We start from the raw sequence: 24,289 nt of genomic DNA on the forward strand, positions 1-24,289 counted from the left end.
AAATGAACCATTTTGATTTATCTCCCGCTTCCCTGATTGGCTGTATTTCTTTAATCTCATTAATCTTATAAAATAATAATGTTTTACATTAAAACGTTCCATCTATTCGACCATTACATAAAATATAAAATTGCTATAAAGTGAAACACAGAAGCTATTAAAATAAATAAATGCCAAATCATGTGAAAATACGGTCGCTCTTTTTGTGCATAGAACCAAGCACCTATCGTATAGGCTATGCCACCCAACAATATAAATAACATAAACTTCAAGCTCGTATCGAAAAGAATTGTAGGTAAAAATATTATCCCAATCCAACCCATCACTAAATACATCGTTAAGCTAAGCTTATGATTTACATGTTTAGCCAATGATTTATAGAGTATGCCCCAAATGGTTATGCCCCATAAAACTATCATTGCTGTCCAACCTATCCAACCACCTACTAACACTAGACATACAGGTGTATAGGTACCGGCAATGGCAATATAAATCATGCTATGATCAATGATTCTAAGTATAAATTTGTGCGACGAATGATTAGGCATTGTATGATATACCGTTGAAGATAAAAACATTAAAAAAATACTTATTACATAGATAGAAACACTAAAAGAACCTAAAATACCATGTGCAAAATAACTTTGTAACGCTGCATACGGTAAAGCACATAAAGTTACAAAGGCAGCGACGCCATGTGATACTGCATTACCAATTTCTTCTCCAAATGTTAATGGTATGATATTTTTAAATGTTTTAGTGACTTTATTACTTTTAACCTCTAATGGTTTAGTCATTAGTGTAATCACCTTTTCTTAGATCCTATTTAAACGTTTTAAATCAGCTGTAGCAGTTTCTACACTATCTTTCCCTTCTTTATTCTTTAACGGAGAAAACTCTTCTTCTCTTGGCACTTGTAATGTAAGAAAACTATGTGCATATTGGAAAATATCAAAATAAAATAATTCAAATTTTAAAGCGGGCTTTTCAATAATTCCAAAATCGTCATCCAATTGTTTAAGCTGTTTTACTGCTAAATGATAAGGCAATTTATTATCTACAGCAGCGTTAATAAATTGTAACTTAAACATATGTATACCAATGTTTGCATTATTTAATTGGTTTGCAGTTTCCGCTTCTAGTTCAGAGTATTCAAGCACGGTATCTTTATCAGCATTTTTAACTAACCTTCCAACACTCTCACCGTGTTTAGGTTGAATCGATTTCGTCGTAATATCCATACTATTTTGGAAAGTGTATCCTGCAAAAAACAAATCTAACACCTTCACTAAAACATTATCAATGTTATTTAAAAAGATATATTCAACACCGTTTTCAGTCATATCTTCAAGATAGCCTGCTTTTTTCAGTGATTTAAATACACCACCGTTACCATTTGGCGTTTCTAAAATAGAACTATCTACATCTAAAATAAGTTTTCCTTCTTCAGATAATGCAACGATATTATCTTGAATAAAGAAATGAACGTGGTTCTTGTCATATCCAAAATAATTTTTTTCTTCAAAAAACAACTGAGTTTGACTATCATTTATTTTACTTGTCATAATGTACCAATCTACATAAACACCCGATTGTTCTTTCAATTCTAGTAATTGACGTGCTTGTAATTCAAATAGGCTCACATCTTCAATCTCAAATGCACCCTTAGGTCCTTTGTATCCTAATCGTGTGCCTTGTCCGCCTGCCATTAAAACTACTGCAAATCTTCCTTTTTTAATAGCTTCTAGGCCAACATGTTCAAATTGTTTAATTTCTTCTTCAGAGAAATTTTCTTTGATATCGTATTTCACTTCATTTACTGAAGATATGTCATCTATTATTTGTTTATTTAAATACAAATCACGATATAAATTTTGAATGTAAGTTAAATCTAATTGATCCACTTGACTAGCTAATTGTTCTTTTTCATTATTACTCATTAATTTTTCAAATTCTATTAGATGTTCTTGGTTAAACTTTTCTAACTCTTTCTTATCTAACATGTCCTCTCTCCTTTATATTCAAAATAGATAAAAAAATATATCTTATATCTAATAGGAATATATAATTTCACTATATGCACTTTATATTATTACAAATATAATCACAACCATAATCATCATAAATTTAAAAAGAAATGATTGAAGAATGGTTTGAATAATACGTATAGTGCACCTATTGAAAGCGCGCCTGCTAACGATAAGTCTACTAAGCCACCTGTTTTAAAAACTAAGGGGAATTTAATCGTTAACGGTATTGGATATAATAACTTTACACCTCTAGGCGTTAACATATCTAGTATAACATGTGAAAGCAAACCAAGGATAATTGAAACTAAATAATACTTTGGTGTTTGAATAATATATAATAGGATACCAATTATAGAAATAAATAATAACGAGTGTGTGAATGTCCTGTGCCCAAACAGTATACGAACAAAAAAACTTAATACTTTGAATCGCCTGCCAATTCTACTCTGCGTGTGACAAATATCAGGTAATAAGCTTGATATAACTGCAAGTGTCATTATTGTTATCGATGTAAATAAATCTGTATGATAGTATTCTATAGTTAATGCACCTACTAACAAACCGCATGATGTGTGAGTTTTGCCTGTCATGTTCATTGCCCCTTTTCTCGGCTAAATTTTACCATAAAATCCACAATAATGCGAACATACTTTCGCAAAAGATAAATAGTATGACATAATAATCAAAAGTATCACACAATCACTTGAAAACGATTACTTTTTGTTGTATGCTATAGCTATAAATAATTTAAAGGATGTGTTCACGATATGGCAATGACAGTAAAAAAAGATAACAATGAAGTAAGAATTCAATGGAGAGTCGCTGATATTAAGATTCCAACAAGCGAGATTAAAAATGTTTCACAAGATCAAAATATCCATGCAGTTCCAAAATTAGATAGAGATAAAGTTTCACGTATTGGTTCTACATTTGGAAAAACTAATCGTGTTATCATCGATACTGATAACCATGAATACATTATTTACACACAAAATGATCAAAAAGTTTATAATGAAATTACAAAATAGTAGTCACTAAAAGTTAAATTTAGTGAATTTAATTGATTATAAAAAGAAGTGAAATTCTGAAAAATAGGATTTCACTTCTTTTTATATGCAAACACATGAAATAATAAATAAGGGTTTTCAATCAGATAACAGTTTAGTTAAATGCTATACTAAAAATATCAATATGAAAGTAGGTGGAAAATATGTATGTAGTTACTAATCGAATAGATGTTAAGAAAGGGTTTGCTGAAAAGCTAGCTCCGAAATTTACACAAGGTGGAAAAATTCAAGATTTAGATGGCTTTCATCATATTGAAGTATGGTTAATAGACGACGAGACAGATTACGACCAAATGTATGTTAATACGTGGTGGGAAAATGAAGAAGCTTTTAATGGTTGGCTAAAAAGTGATGCTTTTAAAGAGGCGCACAGCCAAAGAAACACTTCTTCACAAGATGAACCATCACCTATTTTAGGAAATAAAATCGTTAAAGCAACTGTTTTAACAAAACTTCACTAATTAAATAAAACACACACATTTACACATATAAGAAACGTTTTAAAGGTCAATCACTTTTAAAATAATTTCAAATATGAGTTTATGTGTGTGTTATTTTGTTTAATTTAATTAAAATAAAGATGGGCCATTAATGCAATAATCGGTAAAGCAATGATTGTTCTAATCAAGAAAATAACAAATAATTTAAAAATACTAACTGGGATTTTAGATCCTAAAATCACGCCACCCACTTCAGATAAATAAATCAACTGCGTAATACTTAAAGCACCAATGACAAACAATGTTATGTCATTTCCAACGCCTTCAATTAAAATAGATGGCAAGAACATGTCAGCAAAACCGATCAAGACAGTTTCTGAAGCTTGTGCAGCTTCTGGAATTTGCAATAACTCTAAATAAGGAACAAAAGGTTTACCTATAATTCCAAATATTGGAGTATAAGTCGCAATGAGCGTAGCTAAAGTTCCAACACTCATCACAACTGGTAATATAACGAACCACATATCTATAACTGTTTTAAAACCAGATTTAAAGAACGATTTGAATCCTGGTGCTTTGATTCCAGTTTCAGTAGCCATGTCAAAACCATGTCTCAAAGCAGTTTTATTTGCAGGTAACTTTTCAGTACGCATTTCCTCATATACTTCTTTTGAATATTCATCTTTAATCGTACTCAACGGCCATATTCTAGGTAAAATCAAAGCACATACAATACATGATACAATTACTGATAAATAAAAATAAAAGAAATGATTTTGCATATGTACTGTTTCTGCAACTACAATTGCAAAGGTTAATGATACTACACTGAAGGTAGTGGCTATAACTGTCGCTTCACGTCTAGAATAAAAACCACCTTCATACTGTCTACTTGTTATTAAAACACCAACTGTCCCATCACCAATAAATGATGCTAAATTATCCACTGTCGAACGTCCTGGTAATGTGAATAATGGTCTCATGATTGGTCTGAAAATAGGTCCTAATAATTCCAATAAGCCATACTCCATTAATAAAGGTAAAAAAAGCGCAGCAAAGAAAAATACAGATACAAGCGTTGGTAATAAACTTTCAAACACTAAACCACCAGTATCAGCAGAATAAACTGCTTTTGATCCCATTTTTAAATATGTCATCCAGACAAAAATAACGGCTAAAATTCTTAAAATAAGCCAAACAAATTTGACATTAAATGCATTATTCATTAATCCTTCAGGTTGCAATTTATTTTTTAATACCGTCGAACAGATGATAGATAAAACACCTGAAATAGTTATTATTATTACAATGATTAATGGCATCGCATCACCTAATAAATCTTTTAATAAGCCTGCTAAAAATGCCACTGGTAAAGTTGTTTGCTTTTCGCCATCTTCAGTCACAGTTACAGGAATCAAAAATAGTATGATCCCCAAAACTGACATCAAAATGAATTTTAATCTTCCTTTAATAATTTGTGCTTTACTGTAATCGTCCATTTTGTTCACCCCTTAGGTGTGTATATATTTTTATAAACACTTTAAAAGCAACAGCAATAATTATAACCTATTTTGTATAAATATGTAAATCAAATTTTTATGTCTTTTTAATGTCATTATTTTTTATAGATAATAAAAGGGAGTGGAACAGAAATCTAATTTTATAAAATAGATTTCGTCGTCCCACCCCGGCAAGCATGACTAGAATTGAAAAAATTATAAATTAATTACTTGAGCTGTCGCTCATGCATAAGTCCCTTTAACTCGATAAAAAATGAAGTGGACTTTTATTTTCAGCTCAGTCATTTACTGTCAATATGCAATGAGGCTAATACGAATCTATTGTGTCTCAGCCTCTATTTTAAATGAAAGCGTTTTCTTTTTCAATCTTTTATATATTAAATTTATAATTTTCTTAATAAAAATAGAAAATAAGGCACACCAACAATAGCGACGATAACACCAACTGGAATATCAATTGGCGGGTGAATACCTCTCGCTAGACTGTCACTTATCATTAAAATTAAAGCGCCTAACAAACCAGACATAAATGTAATATGTTTGTGCTTGTGACCAACTAACTGTCTAGCCATATGAGGTGCAATAAGTCCTAAAAAGCTTAGACCCCCAACAACAGATATTGAAGCACCTGCTAGAATAACAGCTAAAAATAAAAGTATTGCCTTTACTTTTTTCACTTTTGCTCCGAGTGCAATCGCTATATCATCTCCTAATGTTAAAATATCTAGTTGATGACAATAATAAAATATCACTGGTAATGTAACAATAAACCAAGGTAATATCACCCACACATTTGACATACTATGACCATATAAGCTACCTGTCAGCCAGACTAATGCCGTATTAGCATCAAGCGGGTTACGTATGAGCATATATTGCACGATTGCTGTACATATCGCACCTATCGCTAAACCAATTAGCGCTAACTTAGAACCTTTTACATTAAATTTTGATATTAATATAGTTAAAATCATACTGATAATTAATGCACCTGCAAAAGAGCCAAACGGTAATATAAATAAAGGCGCTGATGGAAATAACATGATAATTGTAACAGCAGATAAACTTGCACCTTTGGTAATACCAATCACATCAGGGGAAGCTAGAGCATTTCTTACAACGCCCTGTATTAATGCGCCAGAAATGGCAAGGCTACTACCTACAATTAATGCTAAAAACATTCTTGGTGCTCTATATTCGTTAATAATAAAATTATTTTGTGTAAAAAGGCTACTTACTGCTTCAAACGGATTGATGAATACAGCACCTATCGAAAGAGACGCAATCGACGCAATCAATAACAATACTGTGACAAACGAATATCGAAATATGAATGGTCTCATCATAGCCTTCTCACCCCTTTTATTGTAAATGCTAAGAAATAAAAAGCACCTATAAATGACGTTACTATGCCTACAGGTGATTCAAAAGGAAAGGCAATCAATCTGCTTAAAACGTCAGATAATAATAATAAATTTGCGCCGATAATCATTGTTAAAGGAACCATTAATCTATAATCTGTTTGAATATAATGTTTAACGATATGCGGTACAATCAAACCTACAAAACCGATTGGACCTGCAATTGAAACAGAAGTACCTGCCAGTACAATAACTAAGATACCAATAATCATTCTTACTAATTTAACATTTTGGCCTAATGAAGTTGCTAAATCTTCACCTAATTCCATGATTGTCAATTGTTTAGAAATGATAATTGTACAAATAAATGCAAGTATCAACCACGGCAAGATACCTAAAACTTGCGTCCATGTAATCGACGATAAAGACCCTACTAACCAAAACATTACCGTTGATGTAGCATCTTCATTTAATAAGATAATGCCTTGTGTCATGCTTGAAAAAAATAAATGGATAGCCATTCCAGCAAGCGCTAACTTAATGGGTGTCATCCCTTTTGTTGAGCCAGATAATGCATAAACCGTAAGCCCTCCTATAAATGCACCTATAAAAGCGAATATCGTGGCATAAGTCGACAATGAAGGCATGATCATAGTAATCAATACAATAACGAAAGATGCGCCAGAATTTACGCCAAATATTTGAGGAGAAGCCAATGGATTTCTAGTCATTGCTTGCATTAACAATCCTGTTAACCCTAGCGCTGCACCTATGAATAATCCTGCTAACATTCTTGGGATTCGTACATTATGTATTAAAAATGTTTGTTTAGTATGTGAATGCGTTAAAAAATAATCATTAAAATCATTTAATGTAATATGAGATGCTCCTACACTTAAGTTAAAATAAATAATCACAAAAAGCGCACACACACTCACAATAAATGTGAGTGCTGTGCGTTTATTATGTTTCTTATCTTCAGTTTTGGTTTGGTTAATGCTATTAGACTTAGTCATTTACCGTTCACCTTACTTTTGTTGTTTATCATTTTTTTCATCTTTTGAAATCTCTACTAATTGTTTAGCTATCTCTTCAGAAGAAATGATGCCTCGTGCACGAGCCCAAGTATTTCTATCTACAACTGCAATTCTATCATTTTTAACAGCATCTAAACTTTGCCAAACTGGTTCTTCTTCTTGTTTTTTCAAGTTTGGATCATTTTTTCCCTTGTCCACCATGATAAACATGCGTCCTGGATTAATATCTGAAAGCACTTCTGAATTTAGTTGTAAATATGGTCCTTTCAAATATTTAGATAGGTTATCTGTTTCAGTTTTATTAAGCGCGTTGTTAAAGCCTAATTCTTTCAATAATTCACCAACATAAGTGTTTTCTGGATGTGCGAGCAAACCAGATTTGGCAATGACTGTCGCTAATACTGGTTGTGATTTATCCATTGTTATTTCTTTCTTGTATTTATCCATTAACTCATTATGTTTTTTTAGTCTCTCTTTTCCTTTATCTTCTTCACCTGTAGCTTTAGCAATTGTTTTAAAAGCATCTAGGTTATCTTTATAATCACTATCAAAGCTTGGTAACATAATCGTTGGGGCAATTTTTTCTAAATCTTTTTGTATACCCTTATGTCTGTTGCTATCTGCAATAATTAAATCTGGTTTCTGATTACTAATTTCTTCCAAATTTGGTTGTTTACGTGCACCCACTGATTGATAATCACCTATTTTTTCACGAATCGGTGCTAAAATCCTCTCTTTTTTTCCATCATCTGCCACACCAACCGGTTTAATATCTAATGCAGCCAATGCATCAACAAATGAAAACTCAAGTGCAACTACACGTTTAGGTTTTTTATCAATGTTCGTTGTTCCCCCATCATGCTTTATCGTTGTGCCGTTTTTACTTTTGTCGTCATTTTTAGATTGGTCAGAACCATTGTCACTAACCTTACCGCAAGCCGCTAGCAAGATAAGCGTTACTGTAATTAATAACAGACCCATCCATTTAGATCTTTGCTTCATCGTTTTCACTCCTTAGATATGTATCATTACACATCTAATTTTATTGATAACGATTCTCAATGTCAATAATTTTTTTATTAAAACTTGATAAAAATCAAATTTTATTCAATATTCCCTTAATTTGGGGATAACACATTTTTTCAATGATATCATCACGCTTATAGTCTTTTGGTAAATTAGGCACAAACATACTTTGCGCTAAAGCTTTGTAACCTAGGCTAAACTGAATTTTATCTCCAATATGATAATGTTCATTATTTAACAAATCTATCATAAGGTGATCGCTCGTTGCTCCCAAAACTTTCACTTGATGATGTAATGGTTGAATATCGTTGACGTCTGTGTCTAAATTTCCTATATCTACAATTGCTTGTAAATAATGTTGACCATCATTTACGTTAATGCGTGGCTTAATTTCCACAATTTCTGTCTCTAAAATGATGGCATTTTGATATAAAGTATCAAATGAATGATTCGTCGTCGTTTCAATGCCTCTAAATAAAGTTTCTCCGATCCTTAATTCGTTAATTTTCCCTAAGTCATTATAAAGCATTTGTAATAGCATACTAGAGTTGCCACCTGAGATAACATCGAATTGCATATGCATGACTTCCTCGATTGAAGTTATAAATTGATTAATCAGCTTAACATCTTCTTCAGTCGGAGCAATTGCATTAAAACACATAAAATTAAAAGCCAATCCTTTAAGATAGATATGATGCATGTTAATAATTTCTTTAATATAATCAATCACATCGTAAGTCAAAACACCTTCTCTAGCGTCTTTCCAATCAACCATTAACAATATATTATGTTTCACATCATAATTACTTGCGATTTCATTGATTTGTCGTATTGTTGCCAATTCAGTTTGAATACTTGTGTCAACGTAATGAACTAAATTTTCTAATTCATTACGGTTGCTATTTCTAATTAATGTATAAGACATTGCTTTATCTGTACTTTTTTGAATATTACTGATCCTTGCGTCTGCAACATGTGTAATGCCAATATTTTTAAACATTTCAACGATTTTTTCATCACCAGCCACACATTTAATCACAGGTGTAAAATCAATATGGTGCTGACTTAAAAGCGCACTTAAAGTCATGGCATTGTACTTAATTTTAGAAAGATTTACTTTGATCTTTGCCATAATTACACCTCTTTACTTAAAGGGTTATCTAAATCTATAGTTAAGTAATTTTTAACCTTACCTTCCATTCTCATGCGTAACAATGCTTTTACATTAATCTTGGATCCAAATAAGGTTTGTCGTAATATTTGCGCATGTGCTTTTTGAGGGTCAATAGATTGTTCAACAGCTTCACGCACAAGTTCAAATAATTCATCTGCTTTAATATCTTCATATTGTGTAAAATGATGGATTAGTTCTGACATTTGATTTTGAATGACTGCATGTTGGAATTTTGCGATTACCGCTTCAATATTTTCAGCTATTAAACTTTTATTAGTAATATTAATGTGAGGTAATCGGCCCCTCAACGTATTTAAATCAATCCTTGAGCCTCCTAAATCTCTAATCAAAAATTCCATTTTAAATTCTTGATCCAAATGAACAATGGTATTTTGCATATGTGCTTCTAAAGCAATACCATAATCTTGGATATACGCTATTAATGGTTTTATAAGCGTTAATGCATAATTACTAATAAATGTTTTAATTGAAGCTTTGCTTACTTTTAAACCAAGCCATTCTATATAACTATCAACAATAATTTGATTATCTACAGGGTTTCTGTTGACTAAACTTCCTGTTACTATCGTGAGACCAGTGTTTGAAATTTGTGGCTGATAGCGCACGATACAAGCTAATTGTCGTGCGCTATCTTCATCTGTATCAGCATGTAAACCATAGGGCTCCATAGCGACTTTCAATTGAGGATATACATCCATCATATCTTGTAACTCATAACTTAATTTCGGGCCATCAACGGTGGTGACTGATGAAACAGTTCTCACTGCACTTGTCGCCTGTACATTGATTGGTAACTTGACATGAAAAGATTTATCGAGCAAATCCATTGTTCTAAAAGACAATGTTGCTTTGGATTCTATGTCAAAAGGCGTCGCTAAAAGACGTTGTGTTTCTATCCAATGACCAAATTGTTGTGGAATAACATTTTCATATTGCCATGGATGTACAAGTATAATGCGATAATCTGCTAATTCTAAATCATGTGAAGCTAGAAATACTTTTATTTTATCTTTATATTCAGGAATGACTTGATTGATGATATATTGTTCATCACCTTCCATCGCAGTTGCTATACAAAATTGTTTATGAATAAGCATAATTTTCAATGGAATAATTTTTTCAAATTCCGGCGCATATAATTTAACTTCTTCTTTCGTTAATGGCAGCTTAGTTTTAGTTAAAGGATGCGTAGGATGGCCTTCCTCTACAAGACTTTCAGAATAAATTAAATCATTTACACCATTATTTTCTTTCATATGTTGAAGCCATGTAAAAAAGTTGATGGTCATAGGCATTCTTGAAAATTTCAAACTATCACGAATGTTAGATTGTCTATGCTTAAAATTTTCATAACTCATCGCTAAACCTTCTCGGCTTGATTGTAACTCTGCAGTTAGTCTAGCGCTAATAGGAATATCAAATTGATTTGTTAATATTTCAAGTAATTGTTCCAAAGTTTTAATAGTGACACTTGCATCACCTTTAATATAACGTAGCTCACCCTCAAAAACATAACGCATTAACGGACTCTTTCTGATATAGTTAACAGCTAATGCTTGTCCTTTATATTGTAGTTCTACGCAGTTATCAAAAGATTTAAAAAACATTTTCTTTGGAAAAATATGTTCTTTAAGAATCGCATTAAACATGCGATATTGAATATTTAAATCTGCTGATTTCCATAAATGATGCATCATACAACATTGCCTCCGTTTCTTCTTTGTCTGTTAATCATGTCAAATATTAATGCAATCGTTAAGGTGCTTAATCCCATAATTATAAATGTTTCAATAACACCTATATATTCTGTTAAAAAACTCATGATCATAGCACCTAAAGGAATCATCCCCCTATCCATCATTACAACACTTAATACCTTCCCTCGATGTTCTGATTTAACACGATGTTGAAAATAAATCCTATTGGTTGTACGCGCCCATTGACTGAACAGACCGATTAAGAATATTGAAATAAAAAATAATATCGTATTCTGGCTAATACTGCCTAACAAAGAGACGCCAAATAATATCGAACTATAATAATACATCTTTACCATAGGAATATTTTCTAATAAATTAGGTAAAATCATCGTCGCAATAATTCCACCTATTGCGCAACATGTCATCGCTGTCCCAAACATTGTGACTTGTTCAGAGAACGTCTTATCTGTTAAAACTGGTAATAGTGAAGTATATGTAAAACCACTAGCCATGATAAACAAAGATGTTACAAATATCCTTGTACCCACGCTATTATCCTTAAAATATTCAAACACAAATTTAATACTCATTTGTTTTTCCACTTCATTATAATGCGGTTGTTCAAACTTTAGAGGCAAACATAGTATCAGGGATATTAAGTAACATATCGCTTGTATAATGAAACTTATTTGTGCGTTATAGTTTGCCATTACTAAACCAGCTATAGCAGGACCTATTGATCGACAAATATTAATAATAAATGAATGGTACGAAACCACCTGAGTTGTTGTTAAGCGTTTCGACAAATCTGGTAGTACAGATTGACGTACTGGTGTTTCTATTGCACTCATCATACCTCTACCCAAAGAATATAATAAAAATACTACAATCGGTATATCCCAATCTTGAAAGATTAAGACACACAGTAAAGTGGTAAGTAGAAAAGAGGAAGAGATAGTTATTTTCAGTAGTTTCCCCCTATTATATCGATCTGCTATTGCACCAGCCCATACACTTATGAGCAAAATAGGTACAAGGCGGAAAAAATTAATCAGTCCAAGATAAATTGCGTTATGATATAACGAATACACATACCAATTTAAAGTGATATGTCCAATCCAATTTCCTAAAAACAATAGGAAAGAACTTGAAAAAAAGTACTTTGCCATATTTTCACCCGACTTTTTAATTGATAATAATTATCATTATCGATATTATGGATTATACAAATATCCTATACTTTTGTAAAATAATATTTAGAGGTGCTTTATGAATTCAAAAAGTATTAACAACAATTTATTAAATAAAATGAACAATGATGAACAACATGCATTTGATTATTTATTATCAATCAATGAACAATGGGCACAATTGTTTTTAAATATGCTTTTAGAAAGTCGAGATAAAATATCTCAAAGATTAATTTCTTCATTACATAGAGAAAATTTAATAGACAGTCGGAGTTACAGTAAGATTATTTCTAACCAAGATTTGAACATTGTGCACTTACCAGCAAACAGCAAATTGTTATCCATTGCGTTCCCGAAAGTTAATAAGACGCTATATGCAACGATTACAGGAAATCATGCATTTGATCGACTAGACGTTCAAGGACCATTTTATATTGAAGACAACGGAAATTACAATAGAGTCCAACATCCAAATGAAATATTAAATATTATTTTAACGATATCACCAGAGCTAGATAATGATGCTAGTACACAATTTTATGAAGATTTGAACAACAGTGTCACAAATATGGCCATTGCATTAAGTTATCAAGCATATACATTAGAAAACAATAAAAAAAGCTTATATGAATTAATCATGAATGCAGAAGACAGTTATTTGAGTTCTGAACAATTTGTTATAGAAGGACACCCTATTCATCCGGGTGCTAAATTACGTAAAGGAATGTCACCAGAAACTGTAATTAATTATTCGGCTGAATTTAGTAACGCCATTTCCTTACAATTTGTTTTAATACATAAATCAATCGCTAAAGTGCAGACCTATACTGGAGAAGAAAATGATTTACTTTTTAAATCATTTGAAGGATTAGAAGCAACTGTTATGGATCATGTTGGTCGCGATCAAATTAATCAATATTACGTCATGGTCGTCCATCCATGGCAATACGACCATATCTTATTACAAGAATATAAAGAAGAATTAAAAACAAATCGATTGATACCAATTGATTATCAACAATCTTATTACGCAGGATTATCATTTAGAACTTTAATGCCCAAATATCCTAAAAAGTCACCTCATATCAAGTTATCAACCAATGTTCATATTACTGGTGAGATTAGAACATTATCTGAGCAAACTACAATAAATGGTCCACAAGTAACACATATCCTTAATGATATAAAACAAAAAGATTCATTATTTAAGTATATAAACGCTGATACAATTGATGAACTTGCCGGTATTCATTTTTATAATTCATTGGACAAAGTCACTACCAGAACTAAAAGAAGTGAACAACTAGGTACATTATTTAGAACCAATATTTATCATTTAATTAAAAATGAAACTACACCTATCATCCCTTCAGCGTTAGTTAGTTCAACTATATATAATAATGAACCATTAATTGATTCGTTAATTAACAAATATAAAGAAAAAAATAAGTTTCCGACCTTTGAAATCGCTGCTTTATCTTGGATAAATCAATACGGTCAAGCATTAATAGATATCACGATTCCTCTATATGTGAAATACGGTATCGCCCTTGAAGCACATTTACAAAATTCAATCGCTACATTTAGTGAAGATGGACGATTAGATAGGCTTTATATACGTGATTTTGAGGGGTTACGTATCGATCGCATACGCTTGAATAAGATGGGTTATAGTACTGCAAGTTTTCATGAAAAATCTTTAATTTTATCTGATCAACCTCAAACAGTATTTAATAAAGTTTTTTATTCAAGTATTCAAAATCATCTCGGTGAATTAATTGTCAGTATTACAAAATCAAGTGAAGATTCTAATTTTGAAAAGCAACTTTGGCAATTGATTCGAGATATTTTAATTGCTAAATTAAATGATATTGCAAATGATATAGATGACCAACAACGCGTGAAAAATATAAAATCAATCCTATTGGCACCCAAAATAGATTATAAATGTGTTACAACCATGCGTTTGACTGATGCAGCGGATTACTATACCTATATTAAAGTTGACAATCCTTTACATCAGAAATAAATATATATAAAACTACCGGTAAAGGATTACCTTTACCGGTAGTTTTTAAATTAAGCGTTATTGTAAGCCTTTATTTTCGTTGCTTGAATTTTGGCTTTTTTCATTTTTTTGTGACCATTCTTTTCTAGTCATCACGTCTTCAACACGCATATTCACTTCTACAACTTCAAGACCAGTAATATATTTTACTTGTTCTTTAACTAAATCTGTTACTTTGCGGAAAATTTTAGGTGCAGATTCACCATATTCTAAAATAACTTTTAAATCAACTGCAGCTTGTTTTTCGCCTACTTCAACGCTAACACCTTGTGTTACATTGTTGCTGCTTCCGAATGAACTAGAAATGTTATCAACGAAGCCGCCTTTCATTTCTAAAATACCATTTACTTCGCGTGCGGCAATACCAGCAATTTTTTCAATAACTTCGTCTGAGAACGTTAACTTGTTCGTGAATTCTGGTTCTTGTTGCTGTTGTTGCTGCTGTTGTTGTTTTTCTTGCTCTTTTTCGTTTACTCCAGTTTGGTTATCATATGCTTGTTTTGCTTTATTGTTATCTACTGCCATAATTAATTCTCCTTTGTTATATAAGATTTTAAAATTAATAATGTACTATTTAAATTAATTAACTCCATCGATTTAAGAAATTTAAAAAATCTTGCTTACGGTCTTTAGTATACCCAATACCAATACCAATTAAACATAAAACAATAATTAATATTGTACTCCAGAAACCTAACGTTAAAAATAATATAGCGATAATTAGAAATGCTAAAAATCCAATTATTCTCCATTTAAATGTTTTGAAAAAATCAACAACTTCTTGTGTAGAATCTTGTCTTTGTTGGTTATTATTGTTAGCCATGATAACCCTCCCTTACAACACACGTTTGCCTGAGGCTTTTTGATCTCTAACGTTAACCTCTAATTTTGAAACTGGTAATTCAGTGAAATGCTCAACATTTTGTTTAATGTCATTTCTTATTTCTTCTGTTAATGAACCAACTTGAACATCACCCGGAACAAAGAAATCAGCTTTTAAAGCAATATGTGATTTCTTTTTCTTGTTATATAGTTTCGCTATAACATTTGGTTGACGAATTTGGTCATATTTTACAAGTGTATCGTATGCAGATTTTTCAACTGCTTTTCTCGAGACATAAATATGTCCATCTTCATAGTCTTTATAAAGTCCAGGTTTTCTATACGTAGGCTTAAACAAGCTAAATACAAGTATTAGACCTATTAAAATCAACAAAGCTGATAAGCCAATTAACGTTGGTTCAAACCAATTAAATTGCTTGAAGTAGTCCTGGTACTCACTAATTCTAGAATCTTTGATATACATAAATAGTAAAAAACCAACGATGACTACGATTAATAGACCTAGTATAAAATTTTTAATTCGCTTCACCTCGTATGACACCTCCTATAGTCAAATTATATGTACATGTCATACATCTTTATACCCCGTTAAATAAACGTAAAAACATTTTAAATTGAAATTATAATGTATTTGGTAAAATAATTTTAATCACTGCCATGATGCATTTGTAATTAGGTATTTTTTTCATGATCTTGATTTGATTTTCGATATTGTAAATACTTTTCATCAGAAACAAGTAATTTATTGCTAGGACGCGGTTTTTCAATTGATAATGATTTGAATAGTGACCAAATCATAAAGATAATGACGATTGAAAAAGGCAAAGCTGCAATGATTAATAAATTTTGTATTGATTGTGTACCACCTGTATAAATCATAATCATCGCAAATAAAGCTAAAATAATCCCCCAGCTTACTTTTACTATACCGGATGGGTTTATACTACCTTTAGAACTCAACATACCAAGCACGTAAGTTGCTGAGTCTGCTGAAGTAACAAAGAAAATCATAATTACAATGAGCGTAATAATACTGAGTAAAAATCCTAATGGGAAATGCTCAAGCGTTGCAAATGTTGCAGTTTCAGTTGCCTCTTTAGCAATGTTGGCAATACCATTTTGCTGTAAATAAATTGCAGATGCCCCGAATACTGCAAAGAATAAAAAACAAACAAGTGCTGGTACAAAAAGTACACCTAAAATAAATTCTTTAATTGTTCTACCTCGAGAAACCCGAGCAATGAATATACCAACAAATGGCGCCCAAGAAACCCACCATGCCCAGTAGAAGATTGTCCACTGTTGCAACCATTGGAATTTCTCTCCACCTGCTTGTGGGATACGTAAACTCATATTAAAGAAATTAGCAATATAATCACCCAATGAATTCGTAAACATATTTAAAATGTTTAACGTAGGACCGACACAAAATAATGCGATCAAAACTACAAAAGCTAAAAACATATTAATATTACTTAAGTTTTTAATGCCTTTATCAATACCGGACCAAGCAGACCAGGTAAATAACACTGTAGCTATAACGATAATCACAACTTGTGTACCAAAATTAGAAGGTATTTTAAATAAGAAATTCAACCCTTCATTAATTTGTAATGCACCAAAACCTAATGTCGCAGCAACACCAGTTACTGTGGCAATAATTGCAAGCACATCGATTGCGCCACCTATTGGGCCTCGCATCATTTTTTCACCCAAAATGGGTCTTAATGTAGCACTAACTAATCCAGGATATCCTTTATGAAAATTAAAGTACGCAAACACGAGTCCAACAATTCCGTACACTGCCCACGCATGTATACCCCAGTGAAAAAATGAAAACTGCATCGCTTCATTTATAGCAGTTTGTGTTCCTGCTTTATGTATCGGTGTTAAAGTAAATGCGTGACTGATGGGTTCAGCTGTTGTCCAAAATACTAAGCCTATCCCCATACCTGCACTAAATAACATTGCAAACCATGATTTAAGTGAAAATTCTGGATCTTCTCCCTCTTGCCCTAAAGTTATTGTTGAATATCTAGAAAATAATAAATAGATAGATACAACTAAAATGGCTAATACTAATAGTAAATAATACCATCCAAAATTTACTGCAATAAAATTGGTAATTGCTTGTGTAACCGATTCTAATTGTTTAGGCGCAATTGCTCCATATATAACAAATAGCGTACAAATCGTTAACGCTACCCAAAAAACCACTGTTAATTTTCTAAATCGCATATTAACATGACACTCTCCCTTTACTTTATGTGTCACATATACCCTTACATCGTGCTAATATGCGTAATTTATGAATTTAATTGCATTTAACATTTTAATTTATATATAACTTTTATTTTAAGACACACATATATTAAAAAGTGAAAATGATGATACCGAACATGTGATAGACTGTTATGTTGAAAAAATAAAGGAGCAAAATAACAATCAAATATAATAACTTGACTGCATTTGCTCCTTGAAAGCTCTTAATTTAATCAAATCGCTTTGGCATATCACATATGATTTAACAATAATTTATATATAACTAACGGTGTTTTCGTTAAGAATACTTTTCACTTTTGTTAAATTGAAATAACCAATTTACCGATCATTCTATGATTTTCCATTTTTCTATGCGCCTCAAAAATATTATCTGCTGTTAATCCTTTTAACACTTCATTTGCTGTTGGTTGATAATCACCAGATTCTACTTTATCAGTGATGTCTTTTAGATACGTACCGTGAATAGCCATATCTTCTGTTTGATTCAAAGGTCTTGAATACATATATTCATGAGTAAAGGTGATGCTTTTAGGCTTTAGTAAATTCAAATCTTGCTCATGATTGAAAGCAACAATTGTCGCAATTTTACCACGTGGTTTTACAAGTTCAATCATTTTTTCATAATATAAGTCCGTATCAAAAGTACAAAAAATATAATCTACTTCACTAATTTCATATTTTTTAAATTCATCTGTCAAATTATTTTTATGATTCAACACGATGTCCGCACCTAATGATTTTGACCAATTATACGTTTCATCACGTGATGCAGTGGTGATGACATGTAATCCGTAATATTTTGCTATCTGTGTCGCGATACTGCCTACGCCACCTGCCCCATTAATTATTAATAAGGATTTACCTTTATTTTCTTCAGGATTCTTAGAAATATTAAAAACATCAAAAAGTGTCTCTGATGCTGTTAAACCAGTTAATGGTAAACTTGCCGCTTCTGTATCACTAATATTACTTGGCTTTAATGCTACTAAGCGTTCATCAACAAGTTGATAGGTCTGATTTGAGCCTTGATATGATGGTGAGCCTGAGTAATAAACTTCATCTCCAATTTTAAATTGTTTAACATCTTCACCCAAATCTTCTACAATGCCTACAGCATCATAACCTAGAATTCTTGGCGACTCATTTATAGACGATTGTCTAATTTTCGTATCTACTGGATTAACGCTAATAGCTGTTAAACGTACTAATAACTCACGCTGCTGAGGTTTTGGCGTCTCTATATCCATTTCATAAAATTGATTACCCTCATCTAATGTAAACGGTTTGTCTGAACCAATTGCTTTCATATGTGCATCTCCTTTAGCTATAAATTATCTGATACTTGGACCACTTGTTTACCAAAATTGTCTCCAGTAAATAAATTTCTAAATGCATTAGGCACGTTTTCAAATCCTTCTACGATTGAAGTTTTTGTTTTTATTTTGTCTTCATTTACCCACTGTGCAAGTTGCTGACTAGCTTGTTTAAAGTCGTCTGCATAATTAGCCACAACAAACCCTTTCATAAGTGCTTGTGATTTTATTAAAATTGGTTGAATCCGTGGACCATGCTCGATACCCTTATCATTATAACCAGAAATCGCTCCACATACTGGAATTCTAGCAAATTGATTTAAGTGTTTCATAACTTCATCTGCAATGTGTCCACCAACATTTTCAAAATAAACATCTACACCATCAGGCACCGCTTGAGCTAATTTTTCTGAGAAGTTATCAGCTTTATAATCTACGCTAGCATCAAATCCTAATTGATCAGTTAAATATTCTGTTTTACTTGTTCCACCTGCAATACCAACTACACGAGCACCTTTGAGTTTAGCAATTTGACCTACTACTGAACCCACAGCTCCTGAAGCTGCAGATACAACAACTGTTTCCCCTTCTTTTGGTTGTCCAATTTTTAGCAATCCGTGATATGCTGTTTGGCCAGTCATACCTAGTACGCTAAGATATAAGTATAGTGGAATGTCTCGCTGGGTAATTTTCGTAACACTTTGTGCTGATACATTTGTGTGTTTTTGCCAAGGTAGCATACCTACAACATAATCGCCTTGTTCAAAACCATCAGCATTGGATTGTATTACTTTTCCAACAATATGTCCTGCCAATGGTTTATCCAATTGAAATGGTTGAATATAAGATTTACTATCATCCATTCTGCCACGCATATATGGATCTACCGAAATATATATCGCTTCAATTTGAATCTCATCTTTACTAGGCTCATCTATTTCAACAGTTTCGTATCTAAATACATCATCCGAAGGTATACCTTCTGGACGTTTTGCTAATACAATGCTTTCTGTTTTCATTATTTTGCCTCCATTTCATCTTTTCTTCTATTTTATAGTGATGAGGTGATGCAATCAATCAAATCGCTTATTTGATATTTTGTCCACATGTTATGATAAACAGAATAGAGCACTTAAATGATTGTAATGAAGGAGAATGTAAACATGCGATTAAGTATACTAGACTATGTCCCAATATTTGAAGGTAGTGACACCACTCAAGCGATAAATCATTCTGTTGAATTAGCTCAACTTGCTGAATCATTAGGTTTTTACCGATTTTGGGTTGCTGAACATCACAAAGTATTGTCAGTTGCTTCTAGTGCTCCAGAAATGATTATGATGGCTTTGTTAGAAAATACAACTTCGATACGCATTGGCAGTGGTGGCGTTATGCTTCCCCACTATAGTGCTTATAAAATAGCAGAAGTCTTTAAAATATTAGAAGGACGTCACCCTCGTAGAGTAGATTTAGGCATTGGCCGCTCTTTCAGTTTTAAAAATGTAAATCAAGCGTTAAATGAAAACAAAACAGCTAACATTGATTTTGAAACACAAATTGTGGATCTAACAAACTATTTTAATGATGACATTCAAAAGCAAAGATTTCCTGGATTATACGCCACGCCTTTAATCCCAACGCATCCTAATATGCATTTATTAGGCACAAGTCAAAATAGCGCTGAACTCGCTGCACAACACGGCTTACCTTTTGTCACCGCTTTAATGGGGAAAAATAAAAATAAAGTTAAACAATCTATCGCTGTTTATCGTAAGCTATTTTCAGAACTTCATCCAAACCGAACACCTTATGTTATTATTTCAACTTTTGTCATCACAGCAAATGACATTCAAAAAATCAAAGAGTTAGAACAAGCTTTTCATCTATGGCTATTACGCATTAATTATTTAAAACAACCTAGTCATTATCCATCAATTACATTTGCGCAACAAAGACAGCCATCCACTAGAGAAATAGAAAAAATGCATCAAAATAAAGCACGTGTTATCAGTGGTTTGCCAAATGAAGTTTTCACTCAACTTAAAGCTATCGCAAATCAATATAATGCAGATGAAATGATGATACAGCCACATGTATATGGTGAAGCAAATCGCAAAAACTTACTACAATTATTAGCAGCTGAAAATAATACATTTTAAGCCTTTTAGAATGAGTAAATAACATGGATTCAAAACTGTACAAAAGATAATTCTAAAATCATAGAGTTATCTTTTTCATTTATAAGCCCCAAAGAAATGCATTCATTTGATCTGTAACTTTTTTATTATCATGGAGCTCACTATGTTCTGCTTTTGGTCCATATACTTTGTATGTTTTATAAGTTTTAACGTGATTTGACAAGAGATACCTTAACGATTCTGAAGATACATTTGTAACTCTACCATCAGAATGGGTTCCGTCTTTTAAATCTCCATAAATATTAAGCACTTCAGCATTTCTAGGATAGTGCGCTTGCATAGATAATAAATTTCGATATTCTTTTAACATCCTGTTAGGTTTGCCATTTTTATCTAAATATATATTTAAGTCCAAACCATTGATATCCACTTCCCCGTTAAAGTTTCCAGCTAAACTCACTTGCTTATTTAACTTAGGTAAGGCACTATCATCACCATACTTTAACATATAATAACTAAATGATTGATTTCCCATAGAATGAGCTACAAAATTGAATTTTTTAAAATGATATTTTGCATTAAAAGCAATCATAACATTTTTAATCCATTGCGCATCTTTTTCTAAATCTTTTTCTTCATTATCTTCAAAAATGATTTTTATAATCGGACGTTTCATATTGTTAACTATATTTTTATTAAATGTCACCTTTCCATTTGATGAAACTTTGGCCTCAACAACGTCATTTGTAATATTATTTTGAACTGCTGAATTAACCATGTATTTTTCTGAATTAGCTGTACCGGCAAAACCATGCAAATAAAATGTAGGAATCGATGTCTCGTTAGACATGTTTTTAATGTGGGTTTTGTTAAACAGTCGATTCAAAGTCAAAACGATAATACTAGCTAAAAAAATAAATATTAACACGAAAACCAATTGCTTCAAGAGATGTTTTAATTTATTGAATGCCATATGTATAACCTCTAATACCATTTTTACTTTATTATACTTCATACTAACTGAACTTACTAAAGTAAACCAAATGCTTTGAATTTTAAAAGTAGCAAAGTTTGTTTTTTTAATATTTTATAAATCAAAAAAAACTTCCCATACAAATATGGGAAGTTAGAAATATTGTTGCTATATAAACAACAATTACTTAAGCAATTAATGTACAAATCTGTAGGTGAATCGTATTCGCCACAGTATTTGATATATTAACGTTTTGAGAATTGTGGTGAACGACGAGCTTTTTTAAGACCTGGTTTTTTACGTTCTTTCATACGTGGGTCACGTGTAAGTAATCCAGCGCGTTTTAATGAACCTCTATATTCAGGATCTGCTTCTAATAAAGCACGTGCGATACCGTGACGGATAGCTTGTGCTTGTCCAGTGAAACCACCACCGTGAACGTTAACTAATACATCATAGTTACCTTTAGTTTCTGTAACATCAAATGGTTGGTTTAAGTCTAAGATTAATGATTCGAATGGTAAGTAGCTACGTACATCAGTGTGATTAACAGTAATGTTACCTTCGCCAGGTACTAAACGTACACGTGCTACTGAGTTTTTACGACGGCCTGTGCCTTTATATTCAACTTGTGCCAATGTAATTTCCTCCTTTTAATTAACCACGTAACTCGTAGTTTTCTGGTTGTTGTGCAGCGTGTGGATGTTCAGCGCCACCATATACAAATAATTTTTTGCCTTGTTTTTCACCTAGACGTGTGCTTGGTAACATACCTTTAATTGAGTTTTCAAGTAAACGTTCTGGGTTTTTAGCTTTTAACTCACCAGCAGAGATTGATTTGATTCCGCCTGGGTGGTTACTGTGACGGTAATACATTTTGTCTTGTTCTTTATTACCAGTGAATTGAATTTTAGCAGCGTTGATGATAATTACATAATCACCTGAATCAACGTGTGGTGTATAAGTTACTTTATTTTTACCGCGTAGAATAGCAGCTACTTCTGATGATAAACGACCAAGTGTTTGACCTTCAGCATCAATAACATACCATTTGCGCTCAATGTTTGCTTCATTAGCCATAAATGTTTGACGCATATAATTGTCCTCCTAGAATAAATAAATGTTTCTTGTCTAATTGAAATGATATTTAAACTTAAATGCATTTATTTTGTTAATTTATAATTTCTACGTGCTTCTATATCTTGTTACACAATAAGATTCCGGGGCTTATCGTGGGGTGATATAAAACAATACCGTTAGTTATCGTATAATTTTTATGGTGTTTTGTCAATGTAATTTACCTATTTTGTGTGGATTTTTTTTGATATATTTTTATGTCTTCACCAAAATCACTTATGAGTGCTTCGGGTGACAAGTATATATGTTCCAAATATAATCCTTCTGCTGGTGCAGTAAACGGAACTTTATTGCGATCTTTCGCTTTTAATAATTGTGGAACTGACTCAGGCTGAAATTTCTCTTTACCCACACCAATTAAAAATGCAACTAACACACGTACCATATTATATAAAAACCCTGAACCAGTAACTACATAATCAAAACCATATTCTGTTTTTTCGATTCTACTTTCATATAGAGTACGTACTTTACTTTCAACTTCTGTTTTTTGAGAACAAAAACCAGTAAAGTCATGTGTACCCATAAATAAACTGGCAGCCTGAGACATCTTTTCAAAGTCTAAACTTTCAGGTACGTGTGCTTTCAAACCACATTCAAATGGATTTTTATTAGGTGATTGATAAACTTTATAGCGGTAAGTTTTACCCACACAATCATATCTACAGTGGAATGACGCATCTACAAATGAAACATGTTTCACAAAAATATCATCAGGTAATGCCCGATTCATTGCATACTGCCATTGATCTGGTAAAATGTTAAGCTCTGAATCAAAATGAAAATATTGCTCTATTGCATGCACACCACGATCAGTTCGGCTACTAGGATGAATTCTAACATGTCGCTTGTGCATGCGCTTAAGTATTTTTTCAAATTGCTGTTGTACCGTTCTACCATTATTTTGAATTTGAAAACCTAAGAATTGACTACCTTGATACGAAATATTTACTAAAACACGAACCATC

Annotated in this window: 24 protein-coding genes; 4 read left to right on the forward strand and 20 right to left on the reverse strand. The window is 32.1% G+C overall.

Annotation, left to right across the window (positions count from 1 at the left end; all coding sequences use genetic code 11):
• Positions 1-113: 113 nt before the first annotated feature.
• The 3 genes from trhA to MUA21_RS09190 all read right to left on the reverse strand — a co-directional run bounded on the left by trhA (position 114) and on the right by MUA21_RS09190 (position 2,620).
• Complete coding sequence (gene trhA / locus MUA21_RS09180) at positions 114-797, reverse strand: PAQR family membrane homeostasis protein TrhA (protein WP_046208391.1); 684 nt, start codon at positions 795-797, stop codon at positions 114-116.
• A gap of 18 nt (positions 798-815) precedes the next feature.
• Positions 816-2,003, reverse strand: a complete 1,188-nt coding sequence (locus MUA21_RS09185; RefSeq protein ID WP_107525463.1) for a UTP--glucose-1-phosphate uridylyltransferase — start codon at positions 2,001-2,003, stop codon at positions 816-818.
• 116 nt (positions 2,004-2,119) lie between these two features.
• Positions 2,120-2,620: a metal-dependent hydrolase gene (locus tag MUA21_RS09190; RefSeq protein ID WP_262561114.1), complete on the reverse strand. Its 501-nt coding sequence runs from the start codon at positions 2,618-2,620 to the stop codon at positions 2,120-2,122.
• Positions 2,621-2,797: 177 nt separating this feature from the next.
• On the opposite strand from MUA21_RS09190, the gene MUA21_RS09195 reads away from it, so the two are divergent.
• Together MUA21_RS09195 and MUA21_RS09200 are read left to right on the forward strand one after the other, a co-directional pair.
• Positions 2,798-3,058 carry a SunI/YnzG family protein gene (locus tag MUA21_RS09195; protein WP_046208394.1) on the forward strand — a complete coding sequence of 87 codons (261 nt, stop codon included), beginning with the start codon at positions 2,798-2,800 and terminating at the stop codon, positions 3,056-3,058.
• A gap of 182 nt (positions 3,059-3,240) precedes the next feature.
• Positions 3,241-3,558, forward strand: a complete 318-nt coding sequence (locus tag MUA21_RS09200; protein WP_046208395.1) for a heme oxygenase — start codon at positions 3,241-3,243, stop codon at positions 3,556-3,558.
• A 104-nt stretch (positions 3,559-3,662) separates the two neighbouring features.
• Here MUA21_RS09200 and MUA21_RS09205 read toward each other — a convergent pair whose 3' ends face one another.
• From MUA21_RS09205 to MUA21_RS09235, 7 genes are all read right to left on the reverse strand, one after another.
• Positions 3,663-5,036 carry a YjiH family protein gene (locus tag MUA21_RS09205; protein WP_262561115.1) on the reverse strand — a complete coding sequence of 458 codons (1,374 nt, stop codon included), beginning with the start codon at positions 5,034-5,036 and terminating at the stop codon, positions 3,663-3,665.
• Positions 5,037-5,440: 404 nt separating this feature from the next.
• Entirely contained in the window at positions 5,441-6,403 is a 963-nt protein-coding gene (locus tag MUA21_RS09210; RefSeq protein ID WP_073343733.1) for a FecCD family ABC transporter permease, read from the reverse strand.
• Entirely contained in the window at positions 6,400-7,434 is a 1,035-nt protein-coding gene (locus MUA21_RS09215) for a FecCD family ABC transporter permease (RefSeq protein WP_262561116.1), read from the reverse strand. The genes MUA21_RS09210 and MUA21_RS09215 overlap by 4 nt, the downstream gene beginning before the upstream one ends.
• 12 nt (positions 7,435-7,446) lie before the next feature.
• Positions 7,447-8,457 (reverse strand): ABC transporter substrate-binding protein, encoded by a 1,011-nt coding sequence (locus MUA21_RS09220; protein ID WP_046208399.1) that lies wholly within the window; start codon positions 8,455-8,457, stop codon positions 7,447-7,449.
• A 94-nt stretch (positions 8,458-8,551) separates the two neighbouring features.
• Positions 8,552-9,613, reverse strand: coding sequence for an alanine racemase (locus tag MUA21_RS09225; protein WP_107525462.1), 1,062 nt, complete (start codon positions 9,611-9,613; stop codon positions 8,552-8,554).
• Positions 9,614-9,615: 2 nt separating this feature from the next.
• Complete coding sequence (locus MUA21_RS09230) at positions 9,616-11,373, reverse strand: IucA/IucC family protein (RefSeq protein ID WP_262561118.1); 1,758 nt, start codon at positions 11,371-11,373, stop codon at positions 9,616-9,618.
• Positions 11,370-12,545, reverse strand: a complete 1,176-nt coding sequence (locus MUA21_RS09235) for an MFS transporter (protein WP_262561119.1) — start codon at positions 12,543-12,545, stop codon at positions 11,370-11,372. The genes MUA21_RS09230 and MUA21_RS09235 overlap by 4 nt, the downstream gene beginning before the upstream one ends.
• A gap of 100 nt (positions 12,546-12,645) precedes the next feature.
• Here MUA21_RS09235 and MUA21_RS09240 point away from each other — a divergent pair, with 100 nt between their 5' ends.
• A complete protein-coding gene (locus MUA21_RS09240) occupies positions 12,646-14,595 on the forward strand; it encodes an IucA/IucC family protein (RefSeq protein ID WP_262561120.1) in 1,950 nt (649 codons plus the stop codon).
• Between the two features lie 57 nt (positions 14,596-14,652).
• On the opposite strand, the gene MUA21_RS09245 is transcribed toward MUA21_RS09240, so the two are convergent.
• The 6 genes from MUA21_RS09245 to MUA21_RS09270 all read right to left on the reverse strand — a co-directional run bounded on the left by MUA21_RS09245 (position 14,653) and on the right by MUA21_RS09270 (position 20,092).
• A complete protein-coding gene (locus MUA21_RS09245; protein WP_046208404.1) occupies positions 14,653-15,159 on the reverse strand; it encodes an Asp23/Gls24 family envelope stress response protein in 507 nt (168 codons plus the stop codon).
• 58 nt (positions 15,160-15,217) lie between these two features.
• On the reverse strand, positions 15,218-15,457 hold the full coding sequence (locus MUA21_RS09250) for a DUF2273 domain-containing protein (RefSeq protein ID WP_019468675.1): 240 nt from the start codon (positions 15,455-15,457) through the stop codon (positions 15,218-15,220).
• Positions 15,458-15,469: 12 nt separating this feature from the next.
• Positions 15,470-16,006 carry an alkaline shock response membrane anchor protein AmaP gene (amaP, locus tag MUA21_RS09255; protein ID WP_073343754.1) on the reverse strand — a complete coding sequence of 179 codons (537 nt, stop codon included), beginning with the start codon at positions 16,004-16,006 and terminating at the stop codon, positions 15,470-15,472.
• A gap of 143 nt (positions 16,007-16,149) precedes the next feature.
• Complete coding sequence (locus MUA21_RS09260) at positions 16,150-17,715, reverse strand: BCCT family transporter (protein WP_046208405.1); 1,566 nt, start codon at positions 17,713-17,715, stop codon at positions 16,150-16,152.
• A gap of 344 nt (positions 17,716-18,059) precedes the next feature.
• Positions 18,060-19,067: a zinc-binding alcohol dehydrogenase family protein gene (locus MUA21_RS09265; protein ID WP_107525457.1), complete on the reverse strand. Its 1,008-nt coding sequence runs from the start codon at positions 19,065-19,067 to the stop codon at positions 18,060-18,062.
• Positions 19,068-19,084: 17 nt separating this feature from the next.
• Positions 19,085-20,092: an NADP-dependent oxidoreductase gene (locus tag MUA21_RS09270; protein ID WP_073343765.1), complete on the reverse strand. Its 1,008-nt coding sequence runs from the start codon at positions 20,090-20,092 to the stop codon at positions 19,085-19,087.
• Positions 20,093-20,236: 144 nt separating this feature from the next.
• Here MUA21_RS09270 and MUA21_RS09275 point away from each other — a divergent pair, with 144 nt between their 5' ends.
• A complete protein-coding gene (locus tag MUA21_RS09275) occupies positions 20,237-21,232 on the forward strand; it encodes an LLM class flavin-dependent oxidoreductase (protein ID WP_262561122.1) in 996 nt (331 codons plus the stop codon).
• A 79-nt stretch (positions 21,233-21,311) separates the two neighbouring features.
• On the opposite strand, the gene MUA21_RS09280 is transcribed toward MUA21_RS09275, so the two are convergent.
• From MUA21_RS09280 to truA, 4 genes are all read right to left on the reverse strand, one after another.
• Positions 21,312-22,184 carry an alpha/beta hydrolase gene (locus MUA21_RS09280; protein WP_107525455.1) on the reverse strand — a complete coding sequence of 291 codons (873 nt, stop codon included), beginning with the start codon at positions 22,182-22,184 and terminating at the stop codon, positions 21,312-21,314.
• 245 nt (positions 22,185-22,429) lie between these two features.
• Positions 22,430-22,822 carry a 30S ribosomal protein S9 gene (gene rpsI, locus MUA21_RS09285; RefSeq protein WP_019468668.1) on the reverse strand — a complete coding sequence of 131 codons (393 nt, stop codon included), beginning with the start codon at positions 22,820-22,822 and terminating at the stop codon, positions 22,430-22,432.
• Between the two features lie 19 nt (positions 22,823-22,841).
• Positions 22,842-23,279 carry a 50S ribosomal protein L13 gene (rplM, locus tag MUA21_RS09290; RefSeq protein ID WP_046208411.1) on the reverse strand — a complete coding sequence of 146 codons (438 nt, stop codon included), beginning with the start codon at positions 23,277-23,279 and terminating at the stop codon, positions 22,842-22,844.
• A 202-nt stretch (positions 23,280-23,481) separates the two neighbouring features.
• Positions 23,482-24,288 (reverse strand): tRNA pseudouridine(38-40) synthase TruA, encoded by an 807-nt coding sequence (gene truA, locus MUA21_RS09295; RefSeq protein WP_046208412.1) that lies wholly within the window; start codon positions 24,286-24,288, stop codon positions 23,482-23,484.
• Position 24,289 lies beyond the last annotated feature (1 nt).

The organism is Staphylococcus ureilyticus (assembly GCF_025558845.1).
In the GTDB taxonomy this organism is placed as follows: domain Bacteria; phylum Bacillota; class Bacilli; order Staphylococcales; family Staphylococcaceae; genus Staphylococcus; species Staphylococcus ureilyticus.